The organism is Psychrobacter sp. TPE 89C (assembly GCF_055522395.1).
This window is the reverse complement of the sequence record NZ_JBVFXW010000015.1, coordinates 18877-40982: the sequence shown is the minus strand read 5'-3', so window position 1 is coordinate 40982 and position 22106 is coordinate 18877. Positions and strand designations below refer to the sequence as shown.

21 protein-coding genes are annotated in these 22106 nt (G+C 41.8%); 15 read left to right on the top strand and 6 right to left on the bottom strand.

All coding sequences use genetic code 11. The features are described from left to right. Positions 1 to 15 precede the first annotated feature (15 nt). The 11 genes from ACZW67_RS06630 to ACZW67_RS06580 all read left to right on the top strand — a co-directional run bounded on the left by ACZW67_RS06630 (position 16) and on the right by ACZW67_RS06580 (position 11850). Positions 16 to 1362: a sensor histidine kinase gene (locus tag ACZW67_RS06630; RefSeq protein WP_465182622.1), complete on the top strand. Its 1347-nt coding sequence runs from the start codon at positions 16 to 18 to the stop codon at positions 1360 to 1362. Positions 1363 to 1779: 417 nt separating this feature from the next. Continuing rightward, on the top strand, positions 1780 to 2169 hold the full coding sequence (locus tag ACZW67_RS06625; RefSeq protein ID WP_465182637.1) for a diacylglycerol kinase: 390 nt from the start codon (positions 1780 to 1782) through the stop codon (positions 2167 to 2169). Positions 2170 to 2333: 164 nt separating this feature from the next. Further along, on the top strand, positions 2334 to 3101 hold the full coding sequence (locus ACZW67_RS06620) for a PAP2 family lipid A phosphatase (protein WP_465182621.1): 768 nt from the start codon (positions 2334 to 2336) through the stop codon (positions 3099 to 3101). 337 nt (positions 3102 to 3438) lie between these two features. Then, positions 3439 to 4860 carry a cytochrome c gene (locus ACZW67_RS06615; protein WP_465182620.1) on the top strand — a complete coding sequence of 474 codons (1422 nt, stop codon included), beginning with the start codon at positions 3439 to 3441 and terminating at the stop codon, positions 4858 to 4860. A gap of 69 nt (positions 4861 to 4929) precedes the next feature. Beyond that, the gene (locus ACZW67_RS06610) at positions 4930 to 6576 is read left to right on the top strand and encodes a flavin monoamine oxidase family protein (protein ID WP_465182619.1); all 1647 of its coding nucleotides are present in this window, start codon (positions 4930 to 4932) and stop codon (positions 6574 to 6576) included. 136 nt (positions 6577 to 6712) lie between these two features. Continuing rightward, positions 6713 to 7327 carry a c-type cytochrome gene (locus ACZW67_RS06605; RefSeq protein WP_110924342.1) on the top strand — a complete coding sequence of 205 codons (615 nt, stop codon included), beginning with the start codon at positions 6713 to 6715 and terminating at the stop codon, positions 7325 to 7327. Between the two features lie 665 nt (positions 7328 to 7992). After that, a complete protein-coding gene (locus tag ACZW67_RS06600; RefSeq protein WP_465182618.1) occupies positions 7993 to 9267 on the top strand; it encodes a patatin-like phospholipase family protein in 1275 nt (424 codons plus the stop codon). A 227-nt stretch (positions 9268 to 9494) separates the two neighbouring features. Continuing rightward, positions 9495 to 10190 carry a haloacid dehalogenase type II gene (locus ACZW67_RS06595; RefSeq protein ID WP_110924318.1) on the top strand — a complete coding sequence of 232 codons (696 nt, stop codon included), beginning with the start codon at positions 9495 to 9497 and terminating at the stop codon, positions 10188 to 10190. Positions 10191 to 10232: 42 nt separating this feature from the next. Continuing rightward, positions 10233 to 10649 carry a DUF6789 family protein gene (locus tag ACZW67_RS06590; RefSeq protein ID WP_342767482.1) on the top strand — a complete coding sequence of 139 codons (417 nt, stop codon included), beginning with the start codon at positions 10233 to 10235 and terminating at the stop codon, positions 10647 to 10649. Positions 10650 to 10938: 289 nt separating this feature from the next. Then, positions 10939 to 11088, top strand: coding sequence for a hypothetical protein (locus ACZW67_RS06585; RefSeq protein WP_465182617.1), 150 nt, complete (start codon positions 10939 to 10941; stop codon positions 11086 to 11088). Beyond that, on the top strand, positions 11089 to 11850 hold the full coding sequence (locus tag ACZW67_RS06580; protein WP_465182636.1) for a haloalkane dehalogenase: 762 nt from the start codon (positions 11089 to 11091) through the stop codon (positions 11848 to 11850). Between the two features lie 423 nt (positions 11851 to 12273). Here the strand turns inward: ACZW67_RS06580 and ACZW67_RS06575 are convergent, their stop codons facing one another. Together ACZW67_RS06575 and ACZW67_RS06570 are read right to left on the bottom strand one after the other, a co-directional pair. Continuing rightward, positions 12274 to 12447 carry a hypothetical protein gene (locus ACZW67_RS06575; protein ID WP_181416335.1) on the bottom strand — a complete coding sequence of 58 codons (174 nt, stop codon included), beginning with the start codon at positions 12445 to 12447 and terminating at the stop codon, positions 12274 to 12276. Between the two features lie 131 nt (positions 12448 to 12578). After that, a complete protein-coding gene (locus tag ACZW67_RS06570; protein WP_110924315.1) occupies positions 12579 to 13214 on the bottom strand; it encodes a DUF411 domain-containing protein in 636 nt (211 codons plus the stop codon). Between the two features lie 478 nt (positions 13215 to 13692). On the opposite strand from ACZW67_RS06570, the gene ACZW67_RS06565 reads away from it, so the two are divergent. From ACZW67_RS06565 to ACZW67_RS06550, 4 genes are all read left to right on the top strand, one after another. After that, positions 13693 to 14412 (top strand): heavy metal response regulator transcription factor, encoded by a 720-nt coding sequence (locus tag ACZW67_RS06565; protein ID WP_465182616.1) that lies wholly within the window; start codon positions 13693 to 13695, stop codon positions 14410 to 14412. Beyond that, entirely contained in the window at positions 14402 to 15886 is a 1485-nt protein-coding gene (locus tag ACZW67_RS06560; protein WP_465182615.1) for a histidine kinase dimerization/phospho-acceptor domain-containing protein, read from the top strand. The genes ACZW67_RS06565 and ACZW67_RS06560 overlap by 11 nt, the downstream gene beginning before the upstream one ends. 546 nt (positions 15887 to 16432) lie before the next feature. Then, positions 16433 to 16693 (top strand): hypothetical protein, encoded by a 261-nt coding sequence (locus tag ACZW67_RS06555; RefSeq protein ID WP_465182614.1) that lies wholly within the window; start codon positions 16433 to 16435, stop codon positions 16691 to 16693. Positions 16694 to 16762: 69 nt separating this feature from the next. Then, positions 16763 to 17116 (top strand): hypothetical protein, encoded by a 354-nt coding sequence (locus tag ACZW67_RS06550; RefSeq protein ID WP_465182613.1) that lies wholly within the window; start codon positions 16763 to 16765, stop codon positions 17114 to 17116. 254 nt (positions 17117 to 17370) lie between these two features. Here the strand turns inward: ACZW67_RS06550 and ACZW67_RS06545 are convergent, their stop codons facing one another. The 4 genes from ACZW67_RS06545 to ACZW67_RS06530 form a co-directional block, all read right to left on the bottom strand. Next, positions 17371 to 18018, bottom strand: a complete 648-nt coding sequence (locus ACZW67_RS06545) for a glutathione S-transferase (RefSeq protein ID WP_465182612.1) — start codon at positions 18016 to 18018, stop codon at positions 17371 to 17373. 88 nt (positions 18019 to 18106) lie between these two features. Beyond that, positions 18107 to 19660, bottom strand: coding sequence for a phosphatase PAP2 family protein (locus tag ACZW67_RS06540; protein WP_465182611.1), 1554 nt, complete (start codon positions 19658 to 19660; stop codon positions 18107 to 18109). A gap of 317 nt (positions 19661 to 19977) precedes the next feature. Next, the gene (locus ACZW67_RS06535; RefSeq protein ID WP_465182610.1) at positions 19978 to 21015 is read right to left on the bottom strand and encodes a hypothetical protein; all 1038 of its coding nucleotides are present in this window, start codon (positions 21013 to 21015) and stop codon (positions 19978 to 19980) included. Between the two features lie 468 nt (positions 21016 to 21483). Next, positions 21484 to 22089 carry a short chain dehydrogenase gene (locus ACZW67_RS06530; protein ID WP_197217002.1) on the bottom strand — a complete coding sequence of 202 codons (606 nt, stop codon included), beginning with the start codon at positions 22087 to 22089 and terminating at the stop codon, positions 21484 to 21486. Positions 22090 to 22106 lie beyond the last annotated feature (17 nt).

Sequence of the window (22106 nt, the reverse complement as noted above, 5' to 3'; positions counted from 1 at the left end):
TACGAAGTAAATACCATGTTTAGTATCGACTCAATCGTTAATAAGTTTCGAATCTCTTACTTCTTATTTGCCTTATTGCTTTGCGCAACTTTCGTCAGTATTTTTCTGTACGCGGAGAGCAGAATAGAACAGGAGTTGGTCAAGGCTCGTCTATTACAGCAGCTTGATCTCAGTCAAGAGAAGTACGGCGATCAGCCTATTTACACTGCTGACCCAGGTATTAAAATTTACCGCTACGATGTTGCACCTGCCAATCTACAAGCAATGGCGAATGAAAAAGTGCAAGAGATCTCGATCACTATCAACAATGAGTCTGGCAAAACCCACGCCAACCTTCATTTTTTTATCGATCAGCAAGGTGAGCAAGCTTATATCTTAACCTACGTAGAAGGGGTTGAGATGGTGATGAGTCACTATCCGGTTTTAGAAATCTTCGAAAGCTTAGAAGATATTTTTGCCAATGCCTTGAGAGCGGCTGTCATTTTGAGTTTATTAATCGCAGCGATATTCTCTCAGCTGTCCTCTAGGCAAATCACCAAACCACTATTAGATTTAAAAAAAGCCGTAGAAACGGATCATCAAAACCTATCCCAACTGACACATATGCCTTCAGAAGTTGGCGTATTGGCTCGCGCTATCGATGATAAAAACCATAAGCTAGAGCAATACCTAAAGCGTGAACAGTTGTTTACAGGTGATGTCAGCCATGAACTGCGTACTCCTTTGACTATTATCATGGGGGCATCAGAGGTACTGGCCTCACAATTAGAACATGACAGTCACTTAAGTGAATTTACCAACCGCATTAGCAATACCGCTAAAGAAACTTCTGAGATTATCAGTGCTTTACTATTACTCTCTCGTGCACCTGAAAAACTAGACACACCGCAAACCTCCATCAACGATATTGCCTCAAATGAAGTGGCGCGCTTAAGATACTTACTACGCAATAAGGCAGTGACTTGCACCGTAATGGCTGAACAAGAATATTTCGCGTACGTACGACCCGAGCTACTAAAAATGGCATTGGGCAATCTAATAAAAAATGCATTTCAATACACTGACGATGGCGAGGTAGTCATTACGATTGATGCCGAAAAAATCACAGTCATGGATACAGGGCTTGGTATTCCTGAAGTGATGATGCCTTTGCTATATGAAAGATTTGAGCGCCTAGAGCAACAGAATAGTGACCAACAACTGAATACCGCGTTATTGCCAAAAGGTCAGTCTAGCTACCAAGTTGAAGGCAGCGGTTTGGGGCTTAGCATCGTGCAACGCATCATGACTCATATGGACTGGCAACTAACGCACCAAGCCAATGAGGCTGGCGGTAGCACCTTTAGTATTTATTATACGTAGCCTCTTCTATCGTCAATCCTCTATAAAAGAGTGACAGCGTGAACCTCGCTTGAAGTGTTGCATCTACACTTAACAATCGCTTAAGTACATCGCATAAATATAAAAAAGCAAAAGTCTATCATCTTAACGTTTTCTTAACAGTGCCCCGCTCATACTAATACCCAAGTGCTAACCAGTGACCTCCTACACTGGGATCATTAAAACAATAATTATAAGAATGATTGCACTTACTCTATATTTTCAGAGATAAGAAAGGCGAGTGAAAGCACTACGTACTCCTTGCCATACACTCAAAATATCCATAACGATTGAGCCATCAATATGAGCATCAATACAAGCAATGTCGAAACCATTTCTATCGACAACCAACAGATAGATTCCTATTCTAAAAATAAGAGCGTACCTGATACTCTTGTAATGACTGGCAGCTTTGCAAGTAATGCCAAGGGTAAAAAAGGTCTGGATCGACTCCTAAATGCAACAGCATATTCTATAGATGGTTTCCGTGCTGCTTATAAGTTTGAAGCCGCATTCAGACAAGTTCTCTGGCTCAATATACTGCTGTTCATAGTCATTATATTTATGCCTTTTACTATCAGCATCAAAATGATGCTGGTGTTTGCCTCTTTCTTATCCTTAATCGTTGAGCTTATAAACACTGGTATCGAAGCGAGTGTCGACCATACTTCTACTGAGCAACATCCATTAGCCAAAATAGCCAAAGATGTCAGTTCAGCTGCTCAGTTTCTAGCATTACTATTATTGTTTGTTTTGTGGCTAATGGCATTATCGACCTTTTTATCTTAAACAGTATTTGTTGAACGGTATCACTACCATAATGTATGTATAGTTTATTCAGTTTAAAAGAGAGACAAGGCAACCGAGTGTAGATGTATATGTGATACTTCAAGCGAGGTTAACGCGGTAACTCTTTTATAGAGAATTGACTATAGGACTAGTTGAGGTTTTAAATGATTCTAGAGGACGATTCAACGGATTGGGTTTGGCTTAAACTCTTGTGCTTAACGATTATTGCGGCTTTAACTTTTGAGCATAGCCAATTTGATATTCGTATTAGTGAGCTGTTTTATAGCCATGGGCAATGGCTCATCCAAAAAGATGCACAGCCTTATGCTTTCATCTTTTATGATGGACCTAAAGCATTATTGATTCTCCTAGCACTCTATTTGATTACCGTATTAATCCTAAAGTACAGACACTCTCTAAACAGTATCTCTGCAACCAATAGCAGTAAGCTCCATAAATTTATTACCCCTTTATCCATTCGTGAGATAAGTTGTCTCCTGACGATTCTTATCGTAGTACCTACGTCTATTGCGCTATTAAAAGGGGTGACACATGTGAGTTGTCCCAATCATTTAACACTCTTTGGTGGGAGCTTACCGTATCTAAATGTTTGGCAAAACATAGTCGCCGACACGCCAGCCAAATGCTTTCCAGCCGCACATGCCAGCGCAGGATTTTCTTTGTATGGTTTAGCATTTTTACCCACTCTAAAAAAGTATCGTTATGAAATATTTGAGAGCGTGACGGTCTTAGGCTGGACAATGGGGCTATACAAAATGCTCTTTGGTGACCATTTTTTTAGTCATACATTAGTATCGATGCTGCTGTCACTAACCATTGCTTGTGCGCTTTCAAGTGTCTTTTTTAAGAAGAGAATTACTAGCACAGCTAAAAGTATTACCCTCAAAGAACTTTATAGAAATCCTCAATAGCCAAAAACATCCTAAAACGATTTGACCGTAACGATGATGCGGCCATCGTCGAGTAAACACTACTTAGGTCATCGATATTACTCCCACTAAAATATCGCTACTAAATATTTGAAAAACAATGTATAAATAATCAACAGTAACCAATATATGAGTCGATAAAAATATGAATCGCACTCGTCGTAATCGTCATTGATGTGTAGATGGCCTACAAAGAAATGTAGCCATAAGCCTTCTATTTGAATGTCAGAATAAACTGCTACGATAGAAGCCTCCCATACGACTGGTGCTGCGAACAAGCGTTATAGACAGGAGCTATTACTAGCATTATAGGGATATTATGAAATCACTTTCTATACCGATATCAGCACTGGTTGTTAGTCTGGCTTGCAGTACGGCCTATGCTGATAATATCTATCCTGCACACACTGATTTGCCTGCTAGAACCAGCCTGCCAAATGTTAGTCCACTGCATAGTGATCTCGCCAATCGCGGAGCTTATATAGCACGTATGGCAGATTGTATGGCTTGCCACCGTGAAGATTACAGTGGCGGCGTACCGATAGAGACGCCTATTGGCAATATTTATTCAACCAATATTACGCCTTCTACGCAGTACGGTATCGGCAACTATACCGAAGCTGACTTTAAAAACGCGCTTCGTAAAGGCCGTGCGCCAAAGCATCAAACATATCCCGCCATGCCCTATCCATCCTATCACGGCATGTCTGACGCTGATGTCAGCGCTTTATTTGCCTATTTTCAGACCGTGCCTATCATTGACAAACCTCCTGAACAGACCACTCATTTGCCATTTCCATTAAACATCCGTAGCTTGATGTTGGCATGGAATGTCATCAATGTACCCTCTACCGAAAATCGCTCAGGACTGAGCCAAACCCAGCAGCGCGGTGAATACTTGGTGAATAATCTAGAGCATTGCGGCACCTGTCATACGCCGCGCAATCTCACCCAAGGTCTAGATAAAGATCGCTATCTATCTGGAGCACCGCTCGGTAAGTGGTTTGCCCCTAATATCACGCCTGACAACGATACGGGTATTGGACACTGGTCTGAGCGTGACATCATCACTTATTTGCGTACTGGAAAGCTTGATAAGCAAGCTTATGCCGGTGGCCCTATGGCCGAAGCGGTAGCACATAGTACGCGCTATCTCACTGATGAAGACTTGAGTGCGATGGCTAACTATCTAAAAGTCGTCCCCGCTATCAAGACGGATGATTACTTAATACCAGTTAATGTCGCTCGACTCCCTAGCCCAAACAGCACTTCTATCACCTATGACTTACTTGAGCAAAAGGATTATTTGGCGAAGGCGAAAGCTGACACGTCTCATGTCAGTATTAATCAAAGCAGTCATCAAATCAGTAATCAAAGCAGCAGTCAAAATAACAATCCAAACAAAGTAATGGGAAATAGTAATTCACCAAAATCCCTATATCTGGCTCATTGCGCCAGCTGTCACGGTGTCGATGGTTACGCGCAACCTGATGCCCGCTATGCCGCTATCGTCGGTCTCAGTAGCATCCGCCGTGCTAAACCTGATGCACTTATCGGCGTAATTGCGTTTGGGGCAAAAGGTTCATTCAACACTGCACCCAAGATGCCAGGCTTTGAAAAAGACTTGAGCCACGCACAGATTGCTAGTATTACTAATTATGTGCGAATCAACTTTGGTGGCCTATCCAGTAGTGATGTGAGTGCTGACGAGGTTAAGCGAGTGATAAAAGAGAAAAGCTAACCCTAAAAATAAATCGGACTGTTTGCCTCTTATACCAATATAGAGACTGAGCACCACAAGGATAATCAAATGAAAGATTTGCTGCATTCCCCTACACGGCGACAACTGCTCTCGATGATTGGTAAGACGGCTGGCGCGACGGCCATGTATCAGGCAATGACCACATTAGGCTTTGCCTCAGAGTCTAGCTTTCAAAAAGAAATAGATCTAAAAGGCGCCCCTGCTGGAGCCAGCATCGTTATCCTGGGTGCGGGCTTAGGTGGACTGACTGCAGCTTATGAATTACGCAAAGCAGGCTATAAAGTTACTGTCCTTGAGTACCAAAATCGCGGCGGTGGACGCAGTTGGACGCTAAACAGTGGGGATAAATACACGGAATTAGGGGGCGAAGAAGTCACCTGCGACTTCGAAAAAGGCAACTACTTCAATGGTGGGCCATGGCGACTGCCCGTGCATCACTATGCAGTCTTTCATTATTGCAAAAAGTTCAATGTGGCATTACAGCCCTTTATTCAAACCAATGATCGTGCTTACCTACATCGTACCAACCATTTCAATGGTGCGCCGCAGCGCTTAGGTGACGTGCAGAGCGATATTCGTGGCTATGTATCAGAGCTATTATCCAAAGCCGTCAATAAAGGCAGCTTGGATGATACGGTGACTAAAGAAGACAAAGAAAAACTGTTAGAAGGTCTCAAAGGCTGGGGCGTGCTCGATACTGATTATCGCTATGTCAAAAGCCATGAGACGGGCAAACATCGTGGTTATAGCGTCTATCCAGGTGGTGGACTGATGCCCGATGCCAAACCCTCTACGCCCATCCCAATGGATAAGCTGCTCAGTTCAGGCATGTGGTCTGATCTCTACAACAACTATACGGTTCATGTGCATCAACCCGCTATGTTCCAGCCCGTTGGTGGCATGGGTAAAATCGGTGATGCTTTCACCCGTGAATGTCGCGATATGATTCAGTTCAATGCTAAGGTGACTAAGATTCATCAAGATGAAACGGGTGTCACGGTTGACTATATCGATGCCAATAACTCTAAAGGCAGCAACTCTGAAAGCGGTAACTTTGAAAGCGGTAACTTAACAGGTAGCATTAAAAGTATTCGTGCTGATTGGTGTATTTGCAATATTCCACTGTCAGTATTGACGCAAATTGACATCAATGTCTCAGAGCCAATGAAGCAAGCCATGGCTGCAGTGCCTTATGACACTTCCTATAAAGTAGGACTTGAGTTTAAGCGTCGGTTTTGGGAAGAAGATGAATGGATATACGGCGGCATCACTTATACAGATCTGCCCATTACCCAAATCTCCTACCCTTCACAAGACTTATTCACCTCAGGTTCAGGCGTGTTATTAGGTGCTTACGGCTTTGGAGAGGCGTCTTATAAATTCAATGCGTTAACGCCAAAAGAGCGCATTAACGTTGCTTTAGAATATGGCAAATATATTCATCCGCAATACACCAAAGAGTTCCGCGCAGGTACATCAGTCGCTTGGCATCGTATTCCTTGGTCGCTCGGCTGCTATGGCATTTGGAGTGAATCGAGCCGTCAGCAGTATTACGAGTCGCTTTGTAGCATTGACCATCGTATTGTATTAGCGGGTGAGCATTGTTCTCATATTCCTGCTTGGCAAGAAGGTGCGATACTCTCAGGGCTAGACGCAGCCAAGCGCTTACATCAAAAGGCCAAGAAACTTGGATAACACGTATTTAAATAATAAGTCTGGCGTTGACGCAAGAATGATAACAATGAGACTAGGCACATTAGGAACAATCATGACTATGGTGACATCAAACCCATTTAAATTATCTAGCTCGCTTAGCTCCAGTAAGGCAGTAATGACCCTCGTTGTTGGTGTATCGATAGCGTTAATAACGTTGTCAGGCTGTAGTCAGCATAGAACCGAAAACGTAGCTACTATCGCCAGCCAGCAAACAGCGCCCATGGTGTTTGACAATCAGGCCAGCCGCAATAATGGCGCTTGGGGCGGCGTCTATCTATCAAAAGAAGCGCTGACACGCCCGCCTATGGATATCGTCGACATCAGTGCTATACCAAAAATGAGTGACGATGCCAATTTGCAAAAATGGTTAGCCAAATTTGAAGGCAGTACACAAGGTAAGACTGGGTTTTTCGCGACGGATGGTAAGAAGCTTTATGACGACTCCTGCGCGGGCTGTCATATGCTCAAAGGCGAAGGTGCACAGGGAGCGGGTTACTATCCACCATTAGCCAACAACAGTAAAATGGAGTCTAAATATTACATCATTAGCATCCTTATCAATGGATTACGCGGTATGCCCTCTTTTCATAGCATGATGAATGATCAGCAGATAGCCGCTGTTACCCAGTACGTGCATAGTGATTTAAATAACTATACTGATACGGTGACGACTGACAACGTATCTCAGCTGCGCCATGACTTTCCACCGGGATCTGATCCTAGCGAATAAGTATGCTGACGACGGCTAATATATAGTCATTCTCTATCATCAGACTTTGGACTTCAGCATAATTGTCTAGCTCTGCTTAAAACAGACAATCTCTATATTCAAACGACAACATATGTCTTCTAGAGGGATTAATCTTAAACACACCGCTATCAACATTGAAGGACTGCTTAATTTTATCTTGACTGACCATTGCTATGCCGTTACTGTTTATATTCAACAATTGGACTATTGACTGCCATTTACATTGTAAACTGTAGACCGTACGCATCAGCTATCTATTATAAGAAAGGTCAATACAATAAGCGTCAAGCGCTCTCTAAAATTTCATAAAAAGTGTCACGGATAGCCGCTTTGAAATAACTGGGAGACAAGAGACCCGACCTATAGTTGAGTTCAAGTAATTTCGATACAAGGAAACCGAGTGCAAGCTATACATTAGTATGGTTAGCGAGGGTGACGATGTAGCGAATTTATGTGGATTTTACTATACATATTTTGAGGTAGTCTGCATGCGTATATACTTATCTAATTGCTATGAACACCTCCTTCAAAGGCTATCAAACCGCATAGCTGCGCCGCCATTACGCTTCATGATTTTCCTCTTAATGCTTATCCTTATATCCAGCTTATTGACCGGTTGTACGCAACGAGTCTGGAACGAAGCCATGGCAGATACAACCACCACTCGTTATGACTTTGATAATACGTTACCTCAAAACTCAGATGATGTATTTGTGGTGCTCGCCTTTTCTGGTGGTGGCACACGGGCAGCGGCGCTTAGCTATGGCGTGCTCGAAAAACTGCGTGACACCCCAGTGACTATCAATGGCATAGAGCGCCGACTGTTAGATGAGGTAGATGTCATCTCCTCAGTATCAGGCGGTAGTTACACCGCTGCTTATTACGGCTTGTTTGGTGATGATATTTTTGAGCGGTTTGCCCCAGAGTTTTTATATGAAGACTGGCAATCTCGACTGATCAGGCTTGCATTACGTCCGAAAAGCCTAATCGCCATGAGCAGCTCTGAATACAATCGAGGCGATCTGGTAGCGGATAACTTAGACAGTAATCTGTTTCAACAAAAGACTTTTGCGGATATGGGTCGAGGCAAATTACCTTACGTCATCCTCAATGCCAGCGATCTAAATAACGCCATGACCTTCTCATTTACTCAGCAGCAATTTGATTTTTTATGTTCAGATTTATCGAGCTATCCCGTGGCCAATGCAGTGATGGCCTCTTCATCCGTACCCGGCATCTTTGCCCCCATAGCCCTACGTAACTTTTCTGACTGCGCACAGCGAGAGCAATCTTGGGTGGATGAGGCGCTGAATCAAGACGATCATCTACCACGCAGTTACGCAATCGCCCGTGCATTGGATCGCTATTCACAGCCAGATCGTATGCCTGTCGTTCGCTTGGTAGATGGCGGCGTCACTGATAATCTAGGGGTTCGTGGCTCGATGATGAGTCCTGTGACTCAATATGGCGACGTCCCAAATATGGCTGGTGCATTTAGCCCTGATAAGTTGCGTCAGGTCAAACAAGTGCTAGTCGTCATTGCCAATGCACAAACCTACTCAGAGCATGACTGGTCTTTAGAAAGTAAAGATCCTAGTTTCCTCGAAACCATTTCAGCCGCCAGTGAAGTCGCATTAGGTACTTTGAATAATGACACTGTCTCATCGGCTAAAAAAGAGTTCTTGCAGTGGAGCGAGCATGTGAATGCTCAGCGCGACTCAGCCTCTCCTCAAGTTGCAGTTCACTTTTCAGTATTAACCTTTGATCAAGTAAAGGATAAAAACGAACGTGCAAAGTTCGATGCGATGCCAACGACCTTTCACTTGCAACCTGAGCAAGTCGATGATTTGCGCTCACTTGGCAGCAGTCTGCTTGATCAATCTGAAGAATTTCAAAACTTTCGTAAAGCCCTTCAGTAATATACAAACAAGTACCTTAAACTAAATAATCTAAGTCAATCGAGCTATTTAAAAATCTCGATTAAGCTTAACCATTCAATTTGAGCGATTACTCAAATTAACTTGAATGCTTGCTTAAGTCCAGTTACTGTAAGAGCTACTAACGCTTTTGCTCTAATACTTATAACTGCAAAGTGCCAACATTTAATACGTTTATTCAACACACTTATATATTAAAAGGAGCTTTTATGCCCTCTAACCTATCTCCTTCAATCATCGTATTCGATGTCAACGAGACATTATTAGATATCGACACCCTCACACCTTTATTTGCTCGTCTGTTTAACAATGAGAATATATTAAGAGAATGGTTCGCTCAGTTGGTACTGTATTCGCAAGCCATGACTTTATCCGGTCTTTATACATCTTTCGGTGAGCTCGGTGTTGGCACATTACAGATGACAGCTGATATCCATCAAGTCACGCTAACAGATGATGACATCCAAGAATTCAAAACCCGCATGGGTAACATGCCCGCTCATCCTGACGCTGCGCCTGCATTGACCAAACTACGTGCAGCAGGGTTTAGACTCGTGACATTGACCAATTCAGCGAGTAGCACCTCGCCTACACCACTTGACAAAGCAGGATTGAGTGAGTTTTTTGAGCAATCTTTTAGCGTTGAGACAGTAGCGAAGTTCAAGCCTGCACCTGAGACCTATCAAATGGTGGCTAAAGAGCTATCGGTGGAAATGTCTGATATGTGCCTAGTCGCTTCTCATCTTTGGGATACGATTGGTGCACAAGCAGTTGGCTGCCAGGGGGCTTTTCTCACAAGACCTTACAACGCTATGTTACCCGCGCCTAATGTCCCAACCCCTGACTTTATAGCGTCAGATCTTGTCACACTGGTTGAGCAAATTATCTCAAAGAAGAAAAAATAACCTTAAAACTATAAAAAAGGAATATTTATCATGAATGAATAAATAGCAGGAATAATTGCAGGATTTATTGCTACTATCGTCATGTCTTTACTACTCATGTTCAAAAGTATGATGGGACTGATGCCTGATTTTAACATCATCGCGATGATCGCATCCAAAATGGGTGATAGTAAAGCCATCGCTTTGGTGGCTCACTTTATGATTGGTTCTATCGGCTACGGTATTGGCATCGTATTAGCATCTGGTAATAATTTACATAGAAACTTCGTCGGACTAGGTATCGGGATAGGTTTTGTAGGTTGGCTTGTGATGATGGTTGCCGTGATGCCAATAATGGGTAAAGCAATGTTTGGCTTAGATATGCCAAGCGGTTTCATGATACCTATCGCAACCTTAATGCTACATCTCGTCTTTGGCGTGGTATTAGGCAAAGCTTATACCAAGCTCGTTCATAAATAATAAAGCTTATATACAACAATCCATTTATTAATGTAGTTTGAATTTGTCACTATTGACACGCCATATCGCTCGTATCCTTTTCAGCACTCTCTGTGTTGCATGAACAAAAGTATGTGCGATATAGTTTTTATTGAAAATATATAAAATGAGCTTACTCACTATAGTAAATGTCTCTGCTGATTGAGGTGACTACCCGTCGAAGTAGATAGAATATAATTATTACATCACGTACCAAAAGCACAACCCTGAAGTCACACTTAATAGACCTAAACGATAACAAGGATGATATATGAAAGTACTTAGAACCCCTGATTCGTGTTTTGCGAACCTATCTGATTACGACTTTGAGCCGAACTATTTGATGGTCGACGATAGCGAAGGGGGTGAACTACGTGTGCATTACCTCGATGAAGGCCCAAAAGATGCCGCTCCAGTATAACTGTTACATGGAGAGCCTTCATGGTCTTATCTATATCGCAAAGTCATTCCAATATTAACTGCCGCTGGTCATCGTGTGATTGCCCCAGACCTTCCTGGTTTTGGACGTTCGGATAAACCTGCGTCTCGTGAAGATTATACTTACCAGCGTCACGTCGACTGGATGCAATCGGTACTTGATCAATTAGATTTGAAAGACATTACCCTGTTTTGTCAAGATTGGGGTGGTCTAATTGGCCTGCGACTTATGGCAGCACACCCAGATAAATTTGCTCGAGTAGCAGCTGGTAATACCATGCTCCCTACAGGCGACCATGATCCAGGGGAAGGCTTTCGAAAATGGCAAAAATTCTCACAAGAAACGCCATTATTCAATGTAGGCGGTGCTATCAAGAGCGGTACTACCACAGAGCTATCACAGGCGGTAATCGATGCTTATGATGCACCGTTTCCTGATGAGTCTTATAAAGAAGGCGCCAGACAGTTCCCTCTACTTGTCCCTACGACACCGAATGATCCTGCCTCAGACAAGAACCGTGCAGCTTGGGTTGAACTGAGTAAATGGACAAAGCCTTTCATCACCTTGTTCAGCGATTCAGACCCAGTTACCAACGGTGGCGATAAGATAATGCAAAAGCTTATTCCGGGAACCAAAGGTCAAAACCATACGATTATTACCAATGGTGGGCACTTCCTTCAAGAAGATCAGGGCGAAGTATTGGGTGAGCTTTTGGTTACGTTCATTAATGACAATCCTGAATAACCTTTTTACTATAGTCAGTTCAATATAATTTGGATACAAGGAAGCCGAGTGAAAGCACTACAAGTAGTAGGCTAAGCGAGACTGACACCGTACCCAATTTATAGAGGATTGACTATAACTGGCAATATTTTAATAATCATCTGATAGCAAAGCATTAGACAATATATTAAATGACGTCATCACCATACCAGTAGGGCTGGCAATTTTATTAAATTGCCAGCCCTATTAAGTTGTTAAATCCTATTTACGCTATCCAAGCAGGTTACAGTGTCAGAGCCTCATGGCTGCTTATCGTCTATGTGAATTTTCAGGTATATCACACTTGATCAAACGCTCTGTTGAGAACCATCAGCTTGAAATAATTTCTGACAACTTGGGACAGACGCATTATCTCTATCCCCTGCTGCCAGATACGGCCATTTATTATGCAATTGCTGCTGGCTTACGCAACTGTTTTATCAGTGCGATGCCAGCCAATATGAGTACGGCAAATAGCAATAGTGCAAATAGCATACACATCATCATGCCACCCATGCCCATACCTTGCATCATGGTTCCGTTCATCATTGCTCCATTCATAGCGGTATCGTTCATCATCGTACTTCTCCATGGTTCTAAATTTATGGTACTGATATCAAAAATGATGTTTAAGCATTTCATTTTCAATAGGTTGTTTATCATTGATAATAGTGACACCCTATCCATTTTATAGAGGATTGACTATAGCGTTACAACTGCTGCTGAGCAGACGTAATATCAGCATATACTTCTGTTGTGCCATCTTTATTCATCTGCATTACTTGGTACGGCATAAATTTATCTTGTTGCTCCATACCAGGACTGCCCACTGGCATACCCGGGACAGCAAGGCCAATGGCTTGTGCCGGCGGGCTCGCTAAGAACTGCGCCATATATTTTGTAGGCACATGACCTTCGAAGACGTAGCCATCTGCGGTAACGGCCGTATGGCAAGTGCGCATCTGCTGCGGAACATCATAACGATCTTTAAATAAAGACAAGTCTTCAGGATGTTGAACACTTGCATTCAAACCATGACTTTCTATGTGTTCTATCCAGTCCTCACAGCAGCCGCAATCTGGCGTTTTGTAGACAGTGGCTGAAACATTTTTAAGTGATGTAGACGAGTCGGACACAGGAGTCATGACTGGCTCTATCTCAGCAGCGCTTGTTTGTACTGCTTGCGAGTCAGTAGTGGCGGATTTATCGTTTGATACACTTTGTATATTCTGCTCATCCGTACTTGGTTGGCTACAAGCAAAGAGTAACGATGTCAGCGCCACTAACAAAATATGACTCGATATCTTGTGATGCTTATACGTATAAGTACTATTATTGTGTCTCATAAGACCGCCTCTAATTTGTTTCGTACCAAGATTAATTTAATATTGAGATAGGCTTGTATTTAAATATACACCAATCAAGCTGCCATTGATTTGAGTGGCTACATCAAGGAACTCTATTGGTTTGATTCGATGCTAATAAAAACTATAGGGCTAGTAGGATTGACATTACAGTCCATTAAATTAGCATGAAGCATACACGGTTGATTCTGACTGATAGATGACACCAACATGACAATTTTGTCATGTTGATGTCTTTGGATTCTAATGCGCGACCGTTTCCTTTAATATGAGGTTTAAACCTGATGATTATGTCAGCTGTATGATTTCTATCAAACATATACTGCCACACAGAATTGACGCATCAAAAACTGATATAACTTGAATCCTAAACACCTGATAGCATTAATGGCATCTACCCTATCCATACCCATGCCCTTCAGTTGTGATAAATACGCGCACCATACTAAATAGAGAAAATATGAAAGTATTACTGGTTGAAGATGAAATAAAACTCGGTGAATATATCAAAAAAGGATTAACCGAAGCAGGTTTTATTGTAGACCACTATATGACTGGTTTAGATGGTCATCATGCGTTGATGACAGATGATTTCAGCGTGGTAGTCATGGATGTCATGTTGCCAGATATTAGTGGCTTTGAGTTAATCCGCAATTATAGAGCGGCTGGAAACTATACGCCTGTATTATTTTTGACAGCAAAAGATGATCTGAGCGACAGAGTCAAAGGTATCGAAATTGGTGGGGATGACTATCTGACCAAACCTTTTGCTTTTGCTGAGTTGATTGTAAGAATCAAGAGTTTGCTACGCCGTGCTAATCAAGCAGATTATAAAAGCAGCATCATGCAAATCGCAGACTTAAGGATGGATCTCTCCAAGCGCACAGTCAATAGAGGTCACACCACCATAAAACTTACTGCTAAAGAGTTCTCTCTACTGCAGTTCTTTTTAGAGCACCATGGCGAGGTGTTACCGCGCTCTGTCATCGCCTCTCAAGTCTGGGATATGAACTTTGATAGTGACACCAACGTCATCGATGTTGCCATTCGTCGTTTACGTCTAAAAATCGATGATGACTTTGATATAAAACTGATTCATACCGTACGAGGTATGGGTTATAAGTTAGATACACCAGACAATAGCAATGACAACGCTGAGCAAGCATACAATGAAGAGTAACGTCCACAATCGACGCTTGCCTTTGCTATGGCGTACTATTTTCTTGCTAACGATATTTGTCGTTATCTCTCAAGCCATCATCTATATCTGGGTTCAGCGCTCTGTCAGTAACCATTTCGATCAAATGGATACTGAAATGCTGTCTCATGCCGCCTTCAACCTGCGTAAGCGTGTCAATGGCACTGATCAACAAACGACTCTATCTAATGCTTTGACATTATCTGCACCTGCTGATGCGGATCACCTGCATTCTTCATGGCTTGATTACGATATAAAAACCCTTATTTTTGATAAAAACGGAAAACTGCTATCGAGTGCCCCTAGCGAATTTTCAGCCTTTTTACCCGAAGACTTTCAAGTATTGCCATTATGGGACACCCACCATGAGCAACAGTTTTCATTGGCAATGAACGGTAAAAACTACCATGCCATTATTATTCAAAACAACCAAACATTGGCACTGATTGCCTTACCTATCGATGTTCATCAGCAATACCTATTACACTTCAATCGTCAGTTAAGTATTATTTTAGGGATTATCACCCTGCTACTAATATCAGTGGCCGCCATGAGTGTCTACTGGGGTTTTGCACCGTTATCTACCATCGTCCAAAAAATGAAAGGCATTAATCCTGAGCGCTTGGATGAAAGGGTCATCGTTACTGATATGCCTCGAGAGCTACGACCACTGGCTGAATCTTACAATCTCATGATGGCAACCCTTGAAAGCAATTTTGAATCGCTGTCTCGCTTTTCAGATAATATCGCGCACGAGCTACGCACTCCGCTTGCCACGCTCAGCACCCAAACTCAAGTAATGCTGAGCAAAAATAGAAGCTGCAATGAATATGTCGAACAGCTGCATCATCAGCATGACACCCTCGAGCATCTGTCTGCGCTAATCAACAATATGCTACTGCTCGCAAAAACCCAAAAAGGACTGTCTGACTCACAGCTCAATCGTATCGATACCGAGTCAATGATGACCAACCTTATCTCTTACTATGAGCTGGTAGCAGAAGAGCGTGACATCACCTTTCAAAAAACAGGTAACTTCCAAGCAGTATTGGGAGATGAAAGTTTATTGCAGAGGTTATTTGCCAACTTGATATCAAACGCCACTTATTATGCAGCGAGTGATAGTAGCATCACTATTGAAGCCTTTTCGATTGAAAACTCTGCGCTGACGCATACAACTAGGAGTAGTCTACAAAAGACTTCAGCACCTGCATTAAAGCAATCTTCTCTAAAAATCGTGATGACCAATCGTTTAGAGGAACCAATGACCCAGCTAGAGGTAGATAAATTATCTGAGCGTTTTTATCGTCATCATAAGACAGACAACAAGCACACAGGAGCGGGCTTAGGATTATCAATCGTCCAAACGATTGCACAAGCTCATAGAGGTAATGTCAGCATCACTATCAAAGATGATTATTACTTTCAAGTCAGTGTTGAGCTATTGAGGGCCTAATTTAAGTGAGAGCCATCTAAATTAGGGCTGTACTTTAACGATGTGTTAGAAAATCTCAGTACTAATTAGTACTAAACAGGAATAACCACCAGATCACTTCCTTATTGCCATGGCTGAAACTCAGTCATGGCTTTTTAGTATAAATAATAAGTTAGTCCTATCAGCTAGCAACTTTTCTAAATCTTATAAAATCCTTTACCTATTGCAAATATGCCGTCTGACTCCCCTCTCAATGATGATCTAGATAGTTGGCTGGTGTGGCATATCAGAATGTAGTAAGGAGCTAGCGGAAAAGCAAATTGATGATATTGCGTAAGTATGCTCTCTAGAGTATTGCTAACGTACCTATCACTCGCACAACTCACGTGCGTTAGTGTGAGTAGTTGAGTATTGGCTAGAAAACGTAACCTTTCTTTAACTTTCATAAATGTACTTAACACTGCAATCCGTTATGATTTCCTTATTCGATAGAGCGACGTTCTATTTGTATATTTCTAACCACTCAATAAATACTCATACTTATAATGAGATTAAAAGGACCTTACTATGAAAAACTTTAACTTGAAAAACATCGCTATCAGCTCACTATTGGCTGTATCTACTTGCTTTGCTATGATCGGTCCAGCGAATGCTGCACCACAAGTGATCGTTGTCAAAGACAAACATTCAGCAAAAAAAGTGGTAGTCGTTAAAAAAGCCCAGCCTAAAGCGAAAAAAGTAGTAGTCGTTAAAGCAAAACATAAGGCCAAGCAAGTTGTCGTAGCGAAAGCAAAACATCCAACAAAGAAAGTGGTCGTCGTTCGATAGAGCAACTTTATATTCATACCTCTTTAACCACTTAATAAATGCTTATAATGAGCTTAAAAGGGCTTTAACATGAAAAAATTCAACATGAAAAACATTGCCATCAGCTCACTAATTGCTGTGTCTACTTGCTTTGCTGCGATTGGTCAAGCAAATGCTGCGCCTCAACCAGATACGCATCATTTGACCCAAAAACAAAAAAATTCGATAGAGGCAAAACAAAAAGCCAAGCACAATGCAGAACTTAAAGCCAAAGCTAAACACAAGGCAGAATCAAAGCACCACTCAGATCTGAAATTGAAACAAAAAGCCAAGCATGATGCAGAGCTGCGAGCAAAACAAAAAGCTAAGCAGAAAGACGCGCATCATGACAGCAAAACAAAGCACAAAGATAGTAAGTTTGAACAAGATAGAAAACATGGCTAAGTAAAGAGAGCTGTTATTCATGTCTATTTATACGACTGTATTAGACTTACAGCTTCGGGTCTACTGATGACAGACCCTAGGGCGTGTCCTCATTTTAAAAATGGTGATAAAAATGAGATAAATTGCCGTCAAACGAGGAAAATAGTGCAGATAATATCGAGATATTGACCAACTATTTGACGATGTTTGGCAAAATTTAGCTGTTTTTAGCCCATTTAGAGGACACTCGTTTAAATTGAGGACACGCCCTAATATTAAGAAGAAAAAATCACTATCTCATCGCCTTCCTGCCATGGCTGAAACTTAGTCATGGCTTGTATGAATAATGGATGCGCCAACCAATTTTTTAGCCATAGTTGCAATTTCGGATAAGGCAAACTATAAAAGATATCACGATCTACATGGGCAAACTGGCGAACGAACGGCATAATACCAATATCAGCAACAGTCACGCTATTGCCTAGTAGATACGTATTATTAGTCAATAACACTTCTAAATCCTGCAAAAAAACTTCACCCTGTTGCCGATACTCTGTCTGAGTCATTTCAGGATAACGATCGGCATATTTGTAGCGATCGAGCCACTGTTTAAACTCATTGTCGTTTTGTGCAATCAAAGATTTACCCTGAGATAAAACGCTTGCATCCAGCAGTCCTTGCGGATCTTTTTGCTCAAGAGCCCACATCATTATTTCTGCACTTTCTTCAATCACCGACTCATCTAAAAGCTGTAATACTGGCACCGTACCTTTTGGACTAATCGCTAGCATCTGCTCTGGCTTATTCTTTAGCGTGATTTCTCGTAGCTCTACCGGTAACTCGGCAAATAATAAACCAAGACGAGCACGCATAGCATAGGGACAGCGACGAAAAGAGTACAAGCAAGGCAGTGAAGCGTTCATAGAGATTTCCATAGTTGAATAGGAATTTAATAGTAGCTAGCAAGCAAAGAAAAAGTAGCAGGCGCAGACCCACTGACATCAATGTGCATTAATGAGTTGTTGGATATTCGATAGATTTATAATTGGCCACCGCTTCTACCAATGACTGTGGCAGATAATACTCTGAAAGATGCGCATGTGGATAATGCTGTTCAATCCACGATTGATAGCTATGAATGGTTAGCGTACCACAATATAATAAATATAAAACCTGCACGCCGATGCTACGTGATAACCCCATCACGCAATGGAAATTGATAATCGTGGTGAGGCTATCCTTTACCTGACCATTTTTTACCTGACCATATTTTACCTGGCTCCCCTCTACCCGACTCTCATTATTAGCGGTTATCGCTCGCGTTTTAGCTGATTGCGTCAAAGCATCAATTCGCTTAAATAGGTCAATATAATCTTTAAGCAATACATCACTCAATGGCTGCAAGTCCAGTAAAGGCAAATATAAGTAATGAACCGGCATCTTAGTGATATCGTTAGCAACTACTTCAAGATGATAAATATGACTAGATATCTCAGCGGCTAAATCAATGACGATAATCTGATAGTGAACCGAGGACGGCAGTTTTTCTAATGAGCGCGACCGCTCTAGTGAATCGTAGCCAAACAACCAATACGTTACGTGGCTATACAAATCAGCCTGCCTCAATCGAGGGGAAGCCACAACTTTGACCCTGTTATTAATCGCATATGGTGTGAGTGGATATTTTTGACTTTTCGAGGTAACTTTAAAATACCACTGTCCCAAAAACGACATACCGTTATAAATAATAATGATGGGCGCAAACTTCATCCAAGTATATACGGTGAGTCTTCCACTATTCGACTTTTGAAACCAGCGTGTATCCTGTATTGATTTGGCCTGTTGATAAGCACAAGCCAACATCGTAAAACTGATCAGCCAATATGCAGCAATTATAATGGCTAATTTTTCTACAACTTCAGAAACTATCATACTTATATTGGCAAGGTAAAACCCTCCTATCGCTATCAACAAAAACCCGATACTACCCACTGCCAGATACTTGATGACCAGTGCGTTACGGATTCTGTTCGAGAGCATAAGCACCAAAACGGCCAACACTGCCCCGCCTAGCATGTCTAGAAAATGATGTTGATACGTCAACACCGTTGAAAGTGCTATCAATGTACATATACCAGTAAGCAACAGTCGATAAGTGACTGAAATCCACTGTTTTTTAGACGCTACTACATCCCACAACGACACCCCAAGCAAAATGGCATAACTGACATGCAAAGATGGCAATTGATTAAATGGCTTGTCCACCAACTGTAAAAACTGATAGCCGAATTGCGTCCAATCATCAGGTATCACTCGATTGAATGAAAAACGAGCAGGATAAAAATAGAAAATCAAACAGGCAAAGATGGTCGCTAAGATTAGGCGATAGCTCAGTAAAGATAATTGCGTAGACGTGCGTACTAAAAAAAAGCTGACAACAAATAAAATCAACGACCAGCTATAAGGGACAATCATAGCTGGAATGAAAGGAACGGCGCTATCGAACGGCGTGGCTATATTGTGAATGCTCGAAGGCGCTACCTCATATAATGAAACACTATACAAAGTCGTCACATTATAAAGCAGATAAAATATGGATAACGCAAGACATAGATGTCTAAAACGTGTTGATTTCGATGGAGCATGAGTTGTGGACGAAAGGTGCGTAGACAAATTATTCTACTTGTATCTAAATTATATTGAGTCGACTATATAGCTAAAGGATGAAGTATAGCAAATCACTTTTTATAAGATACAACGAAGACAAAAAAACCAACCTTTGGAGGTTGGTTTTTTATTGCCACTACTGCTACATATAATCGATTCAATTTAAAAGTAGTACAAGGCAACCGAGTGTAGATGTATATTAGGGTTTGTTGAAATTAATTGACTGTATGACGTACCAGCACTTCATTGTCTAAAATGACATTGGTTGACCATATAAAACGCGCATCATCATCTGCGTCATCGAATATGTCTGAAAAGTCAGTGTAAGCCGACTTATTATCGACCCCAATCTCATCATTGGTAAATAGTGTTGCCTTTGACCAAGCACTATCGTCAAAGTCTTTTGCGTACCAGTTTGTAGGCACTTCCCAATGTAGGGCGTAGTCCTGTGACCCTTCCTCAAGTCCTTCAGTTGAGCATCCTGAGGTTAGACGTAATGCGCCCTGCTCTGTCGCACAGCTAAGGTCACGAATTGGCGCACTATAGAAAGTTTGTGCTTTCCAGCTATCATCCGTTTTGGCGATGATTTTATTATCTGCATTTTTAAATACTGCAACCATGCCACCATCACCCGGATGATAGGCATGACCCTGATTGTCCTCTGAGCCGATACCGCTGTTTTCTTCCCAATCGACCAGTTTCATCGCCACGGTAAAAGGCTGCTTTACCTTAAATTGTAGAATGTTTGAGTTGAACTGGGTAAAAGGAACATTGTCTTTGCCTACTGCAATACCATTAATATACATCTCAAAATAGTTGTCTGCAAAAACATATGCCGTCACTACTTCACCATCCGCATTAATCTCGATAATGTCAGAAGGATCTAATGCATCACGTGCCTCTTGAGCTGACGCATAACTCACGCCAGTACAAGGATTGTTCAGGTCTCCAGCAAATGGAAATTTGCTATCCGTAAAGTTGACCTCTGCTGGCACGGTCCACGTCTTACCGTCGGTACTTTTGATATGACCAATCGGCGCGTTTCTACCCTTTTTACAGTCGTACAGTGACGGTATATCGATACTCGCCTTGCCCTGTGAGACAGAGGCTGTTCCCTTATAGTTACTCGTTGATGGCAGTTCAGAGTTATTGGCTACGGCAACCATGTTGTCGTGGCTACAAGCACTCAGCGTATAAGTTATCGCTACTATCGTAGCAATAGTCAGGCCTGTTTTTGGTGAGGCAAGTTTCATTTTTCTATCCTATTCAGATGTCTGCATTGAATATGGTAAATATCATTCAATTTAAATATTTTATAATATTATATTACATAAAATCTAATAAATATAACTTTAAGCGAGATGTTTTAAGTATCTGCACATTGAATAATTTTGCTTAGCATGGCTAGAACGTGTCCCCAATTCAATCGATAGTCATCTAAATGGGTTAAAAATGGCTAAATCTTGCCAAACGGCGTCAAATAGCTGACTAATATCTCGATATTATCTGTGCTATTTTCCTTGTTTGACTACAATTTATCTCATTTTTATCACCATTTTTAAAATGAGGACACGCCCTAGAACGTGTCCCCACCAATCTCAACAAGAGCGGTAGCAGAAAGCAAAAAAGCCAGCTTACTATAAGCTGACTTTTGGGTAAAAAAATGACCTGATAAAATCCCAGTATGAGACCTTATTTAGGGCATGTTTGGTTAACGGCAATTAAGCGTCAACAACAATCACTTCACCAGTAATAAAACCATCTACTGAACGCTCGAACGCTTTACCTACCAATGCACTTGGTACTGGCTCAAAACCTGGCATCATCTCACCATACACATCCCATGCTTCGACCAATACTGTTGGATTCACCACGTTAATACGGGTGTTTCTTGGCATCTCTAGCGAAACACATTGCACAAAAGTATCAATAGCACCGCTCGTTGTAGCATCTGCAATGGCGTAAGGAATCGGCTTTTTATTCAAAATACCACTAATCAAAGTAAATGAGCCTGCATCGGCAATATACTCTTGACCAATACGCACCAGATTAATTTGCCCCATCATCTTACTCATCACAGTGGTCATCCACTGTGCTTCTGTCATCTCTGCAAAGCTTGCATACTCGCAAAGCCCAACAGTATTTACTACCGCATCAAAATGGCCAACCGTTTCATAAAGCGCTCTAATAGATTGCTCATTAGTAATATCTACAATGTGATCCACGTCGCCAGAACGACCGGCAGTAATCACCGTATGATTGCCAAGACCGCTTAACGCTGCTTGACCCATTTTGCCCAATGCACCAATTAAAATAACCGTTTTCATTTTTTTCTCCGAGGTTT

Bases quoted from the DNA above. Each gene is read 5' to 3' on its own strand.
- ACZW67_RS06630 (WP_465182622.1), top strand. From the start codon at position 16: ATGTTTAGTATCGACTCAATCGTTAATAAGTTTCGAATCTCTTACTTC.
- ACZW67_RS06625 (WP_465182637.1), top strand. From the start codon at position 1,780: ATGACTGGCAGCTTTGCAAGTAATGCCAAGGGTAAAAAAGGTCTGGAT.
- ACZW67_RS06620 (WP_465182621.1), top strand. From the start codon at position 2,334: ATGATTCTAGAGGACGATTCAACGGATTGGGTTTGGCTTAAACTCTTG.
- ACZW67_RS06615 (WP_465182620.1), top strand. From the start codon at position 3,439: ATGAAATCACTTTCTATACCGATATCAGCACTGGTTGTTAGTCTGGCT.
- ACZW67_RS06610 (WP_465182619.1), top strand. From the start codon at position 4,930: ATGAAAGATTTGCTGCATTCCCCTACACGGCGACAACTGCTCTCGATG.
- ACZW67_RS06605 (WP_110924342.1), top strand. From the start codon at position 6,713: ATGACCCTCGTTGTTGGTGTATCGATAGCGTTAATAACGTTGTCAGGC.
- ACZW67_RS06600 (WP_465182618.1), top strand. From the start codon at position 7,993: ATGGCAGATACAACCACCACTCGTTATGACTTTGATAATACGTTACCT.
- ACZW67_RS06595 (WP_110924318.1), top strand. From the start codon at position 9,495: ATGCCCTCTAACCTATCTCCTTCAATCATCGTATTCGATGTCAACGAG.
- ACZW67_RS06585 (WP_465182617.1), top strand. From the start codon at position 10,939: ATGAAAGTACTTAGAACCCCTGATTCGTGTTTTGCGAACCTATCTGAT.
- ACZW67_RS06575 (WP_181416335.1), bottom strand. From the start codon at position 12,447: ATGATGAACGATACCGCTATGAATGGAGCAATGATGAACGGAACCATG.
- ACZW67_RS06570 (WP_110924315.1), bottom strand. From the start codon at position 13,214: ATGAGACACAATAATAGTACTTATACGTATAAGCATCACAAGATATCG.
- ACZW67_RS06565 (WP_465182616.1), top strand. From the start codon at position 13,693: ATGAAAGTATTACTGGTTGAAGATGAAATAAAACTCGGTGAATATATC.
- ACZW67_RS06560 (WP_465182615.1), top strand. From the start codon at position 14,402: ATGAAGAGTAACGTCCACAATCGACGCTTGCCTTTGCTATGGCGTACT.
- ACZW67_RS06555 (WP_465182614.1), top strand. From the start codon at position 16,433: ATGAAAAACTTTAACTTGAAAAACATCGCTATCAGCTCACTATTGGCT.
- ACZW67_RS06550 (WP_465182613.1), top strand. From the start codon at position 16,763: ATGAAAAAATTCAACATGAAAAACATTGCCATCAGCTCACTAATTGCT.
- ACZW67_RS06545 (WP_465182612.1), bottom strand. From the start codon at position 18,018: ATGAACGCTTCACTGCCTTGCTTGTACTCTTTTCGTCGCTGTCCCTAT.
- ACZW67_RS06535 (WP_465182610.1), bottom strand. From the start codon at position 21,015: ATGAAACTTGCCTCACCAAAAACAGGCCTGACTATTGCTACGATAGTA.
- ACZW67_RS06530 (WP_197217002.1), bottom strand. From the start codon at position 22,089: ATGAAAACGGTTATTTTAATTGGTGCATTGGGCAAAATGGGTCAAGCA.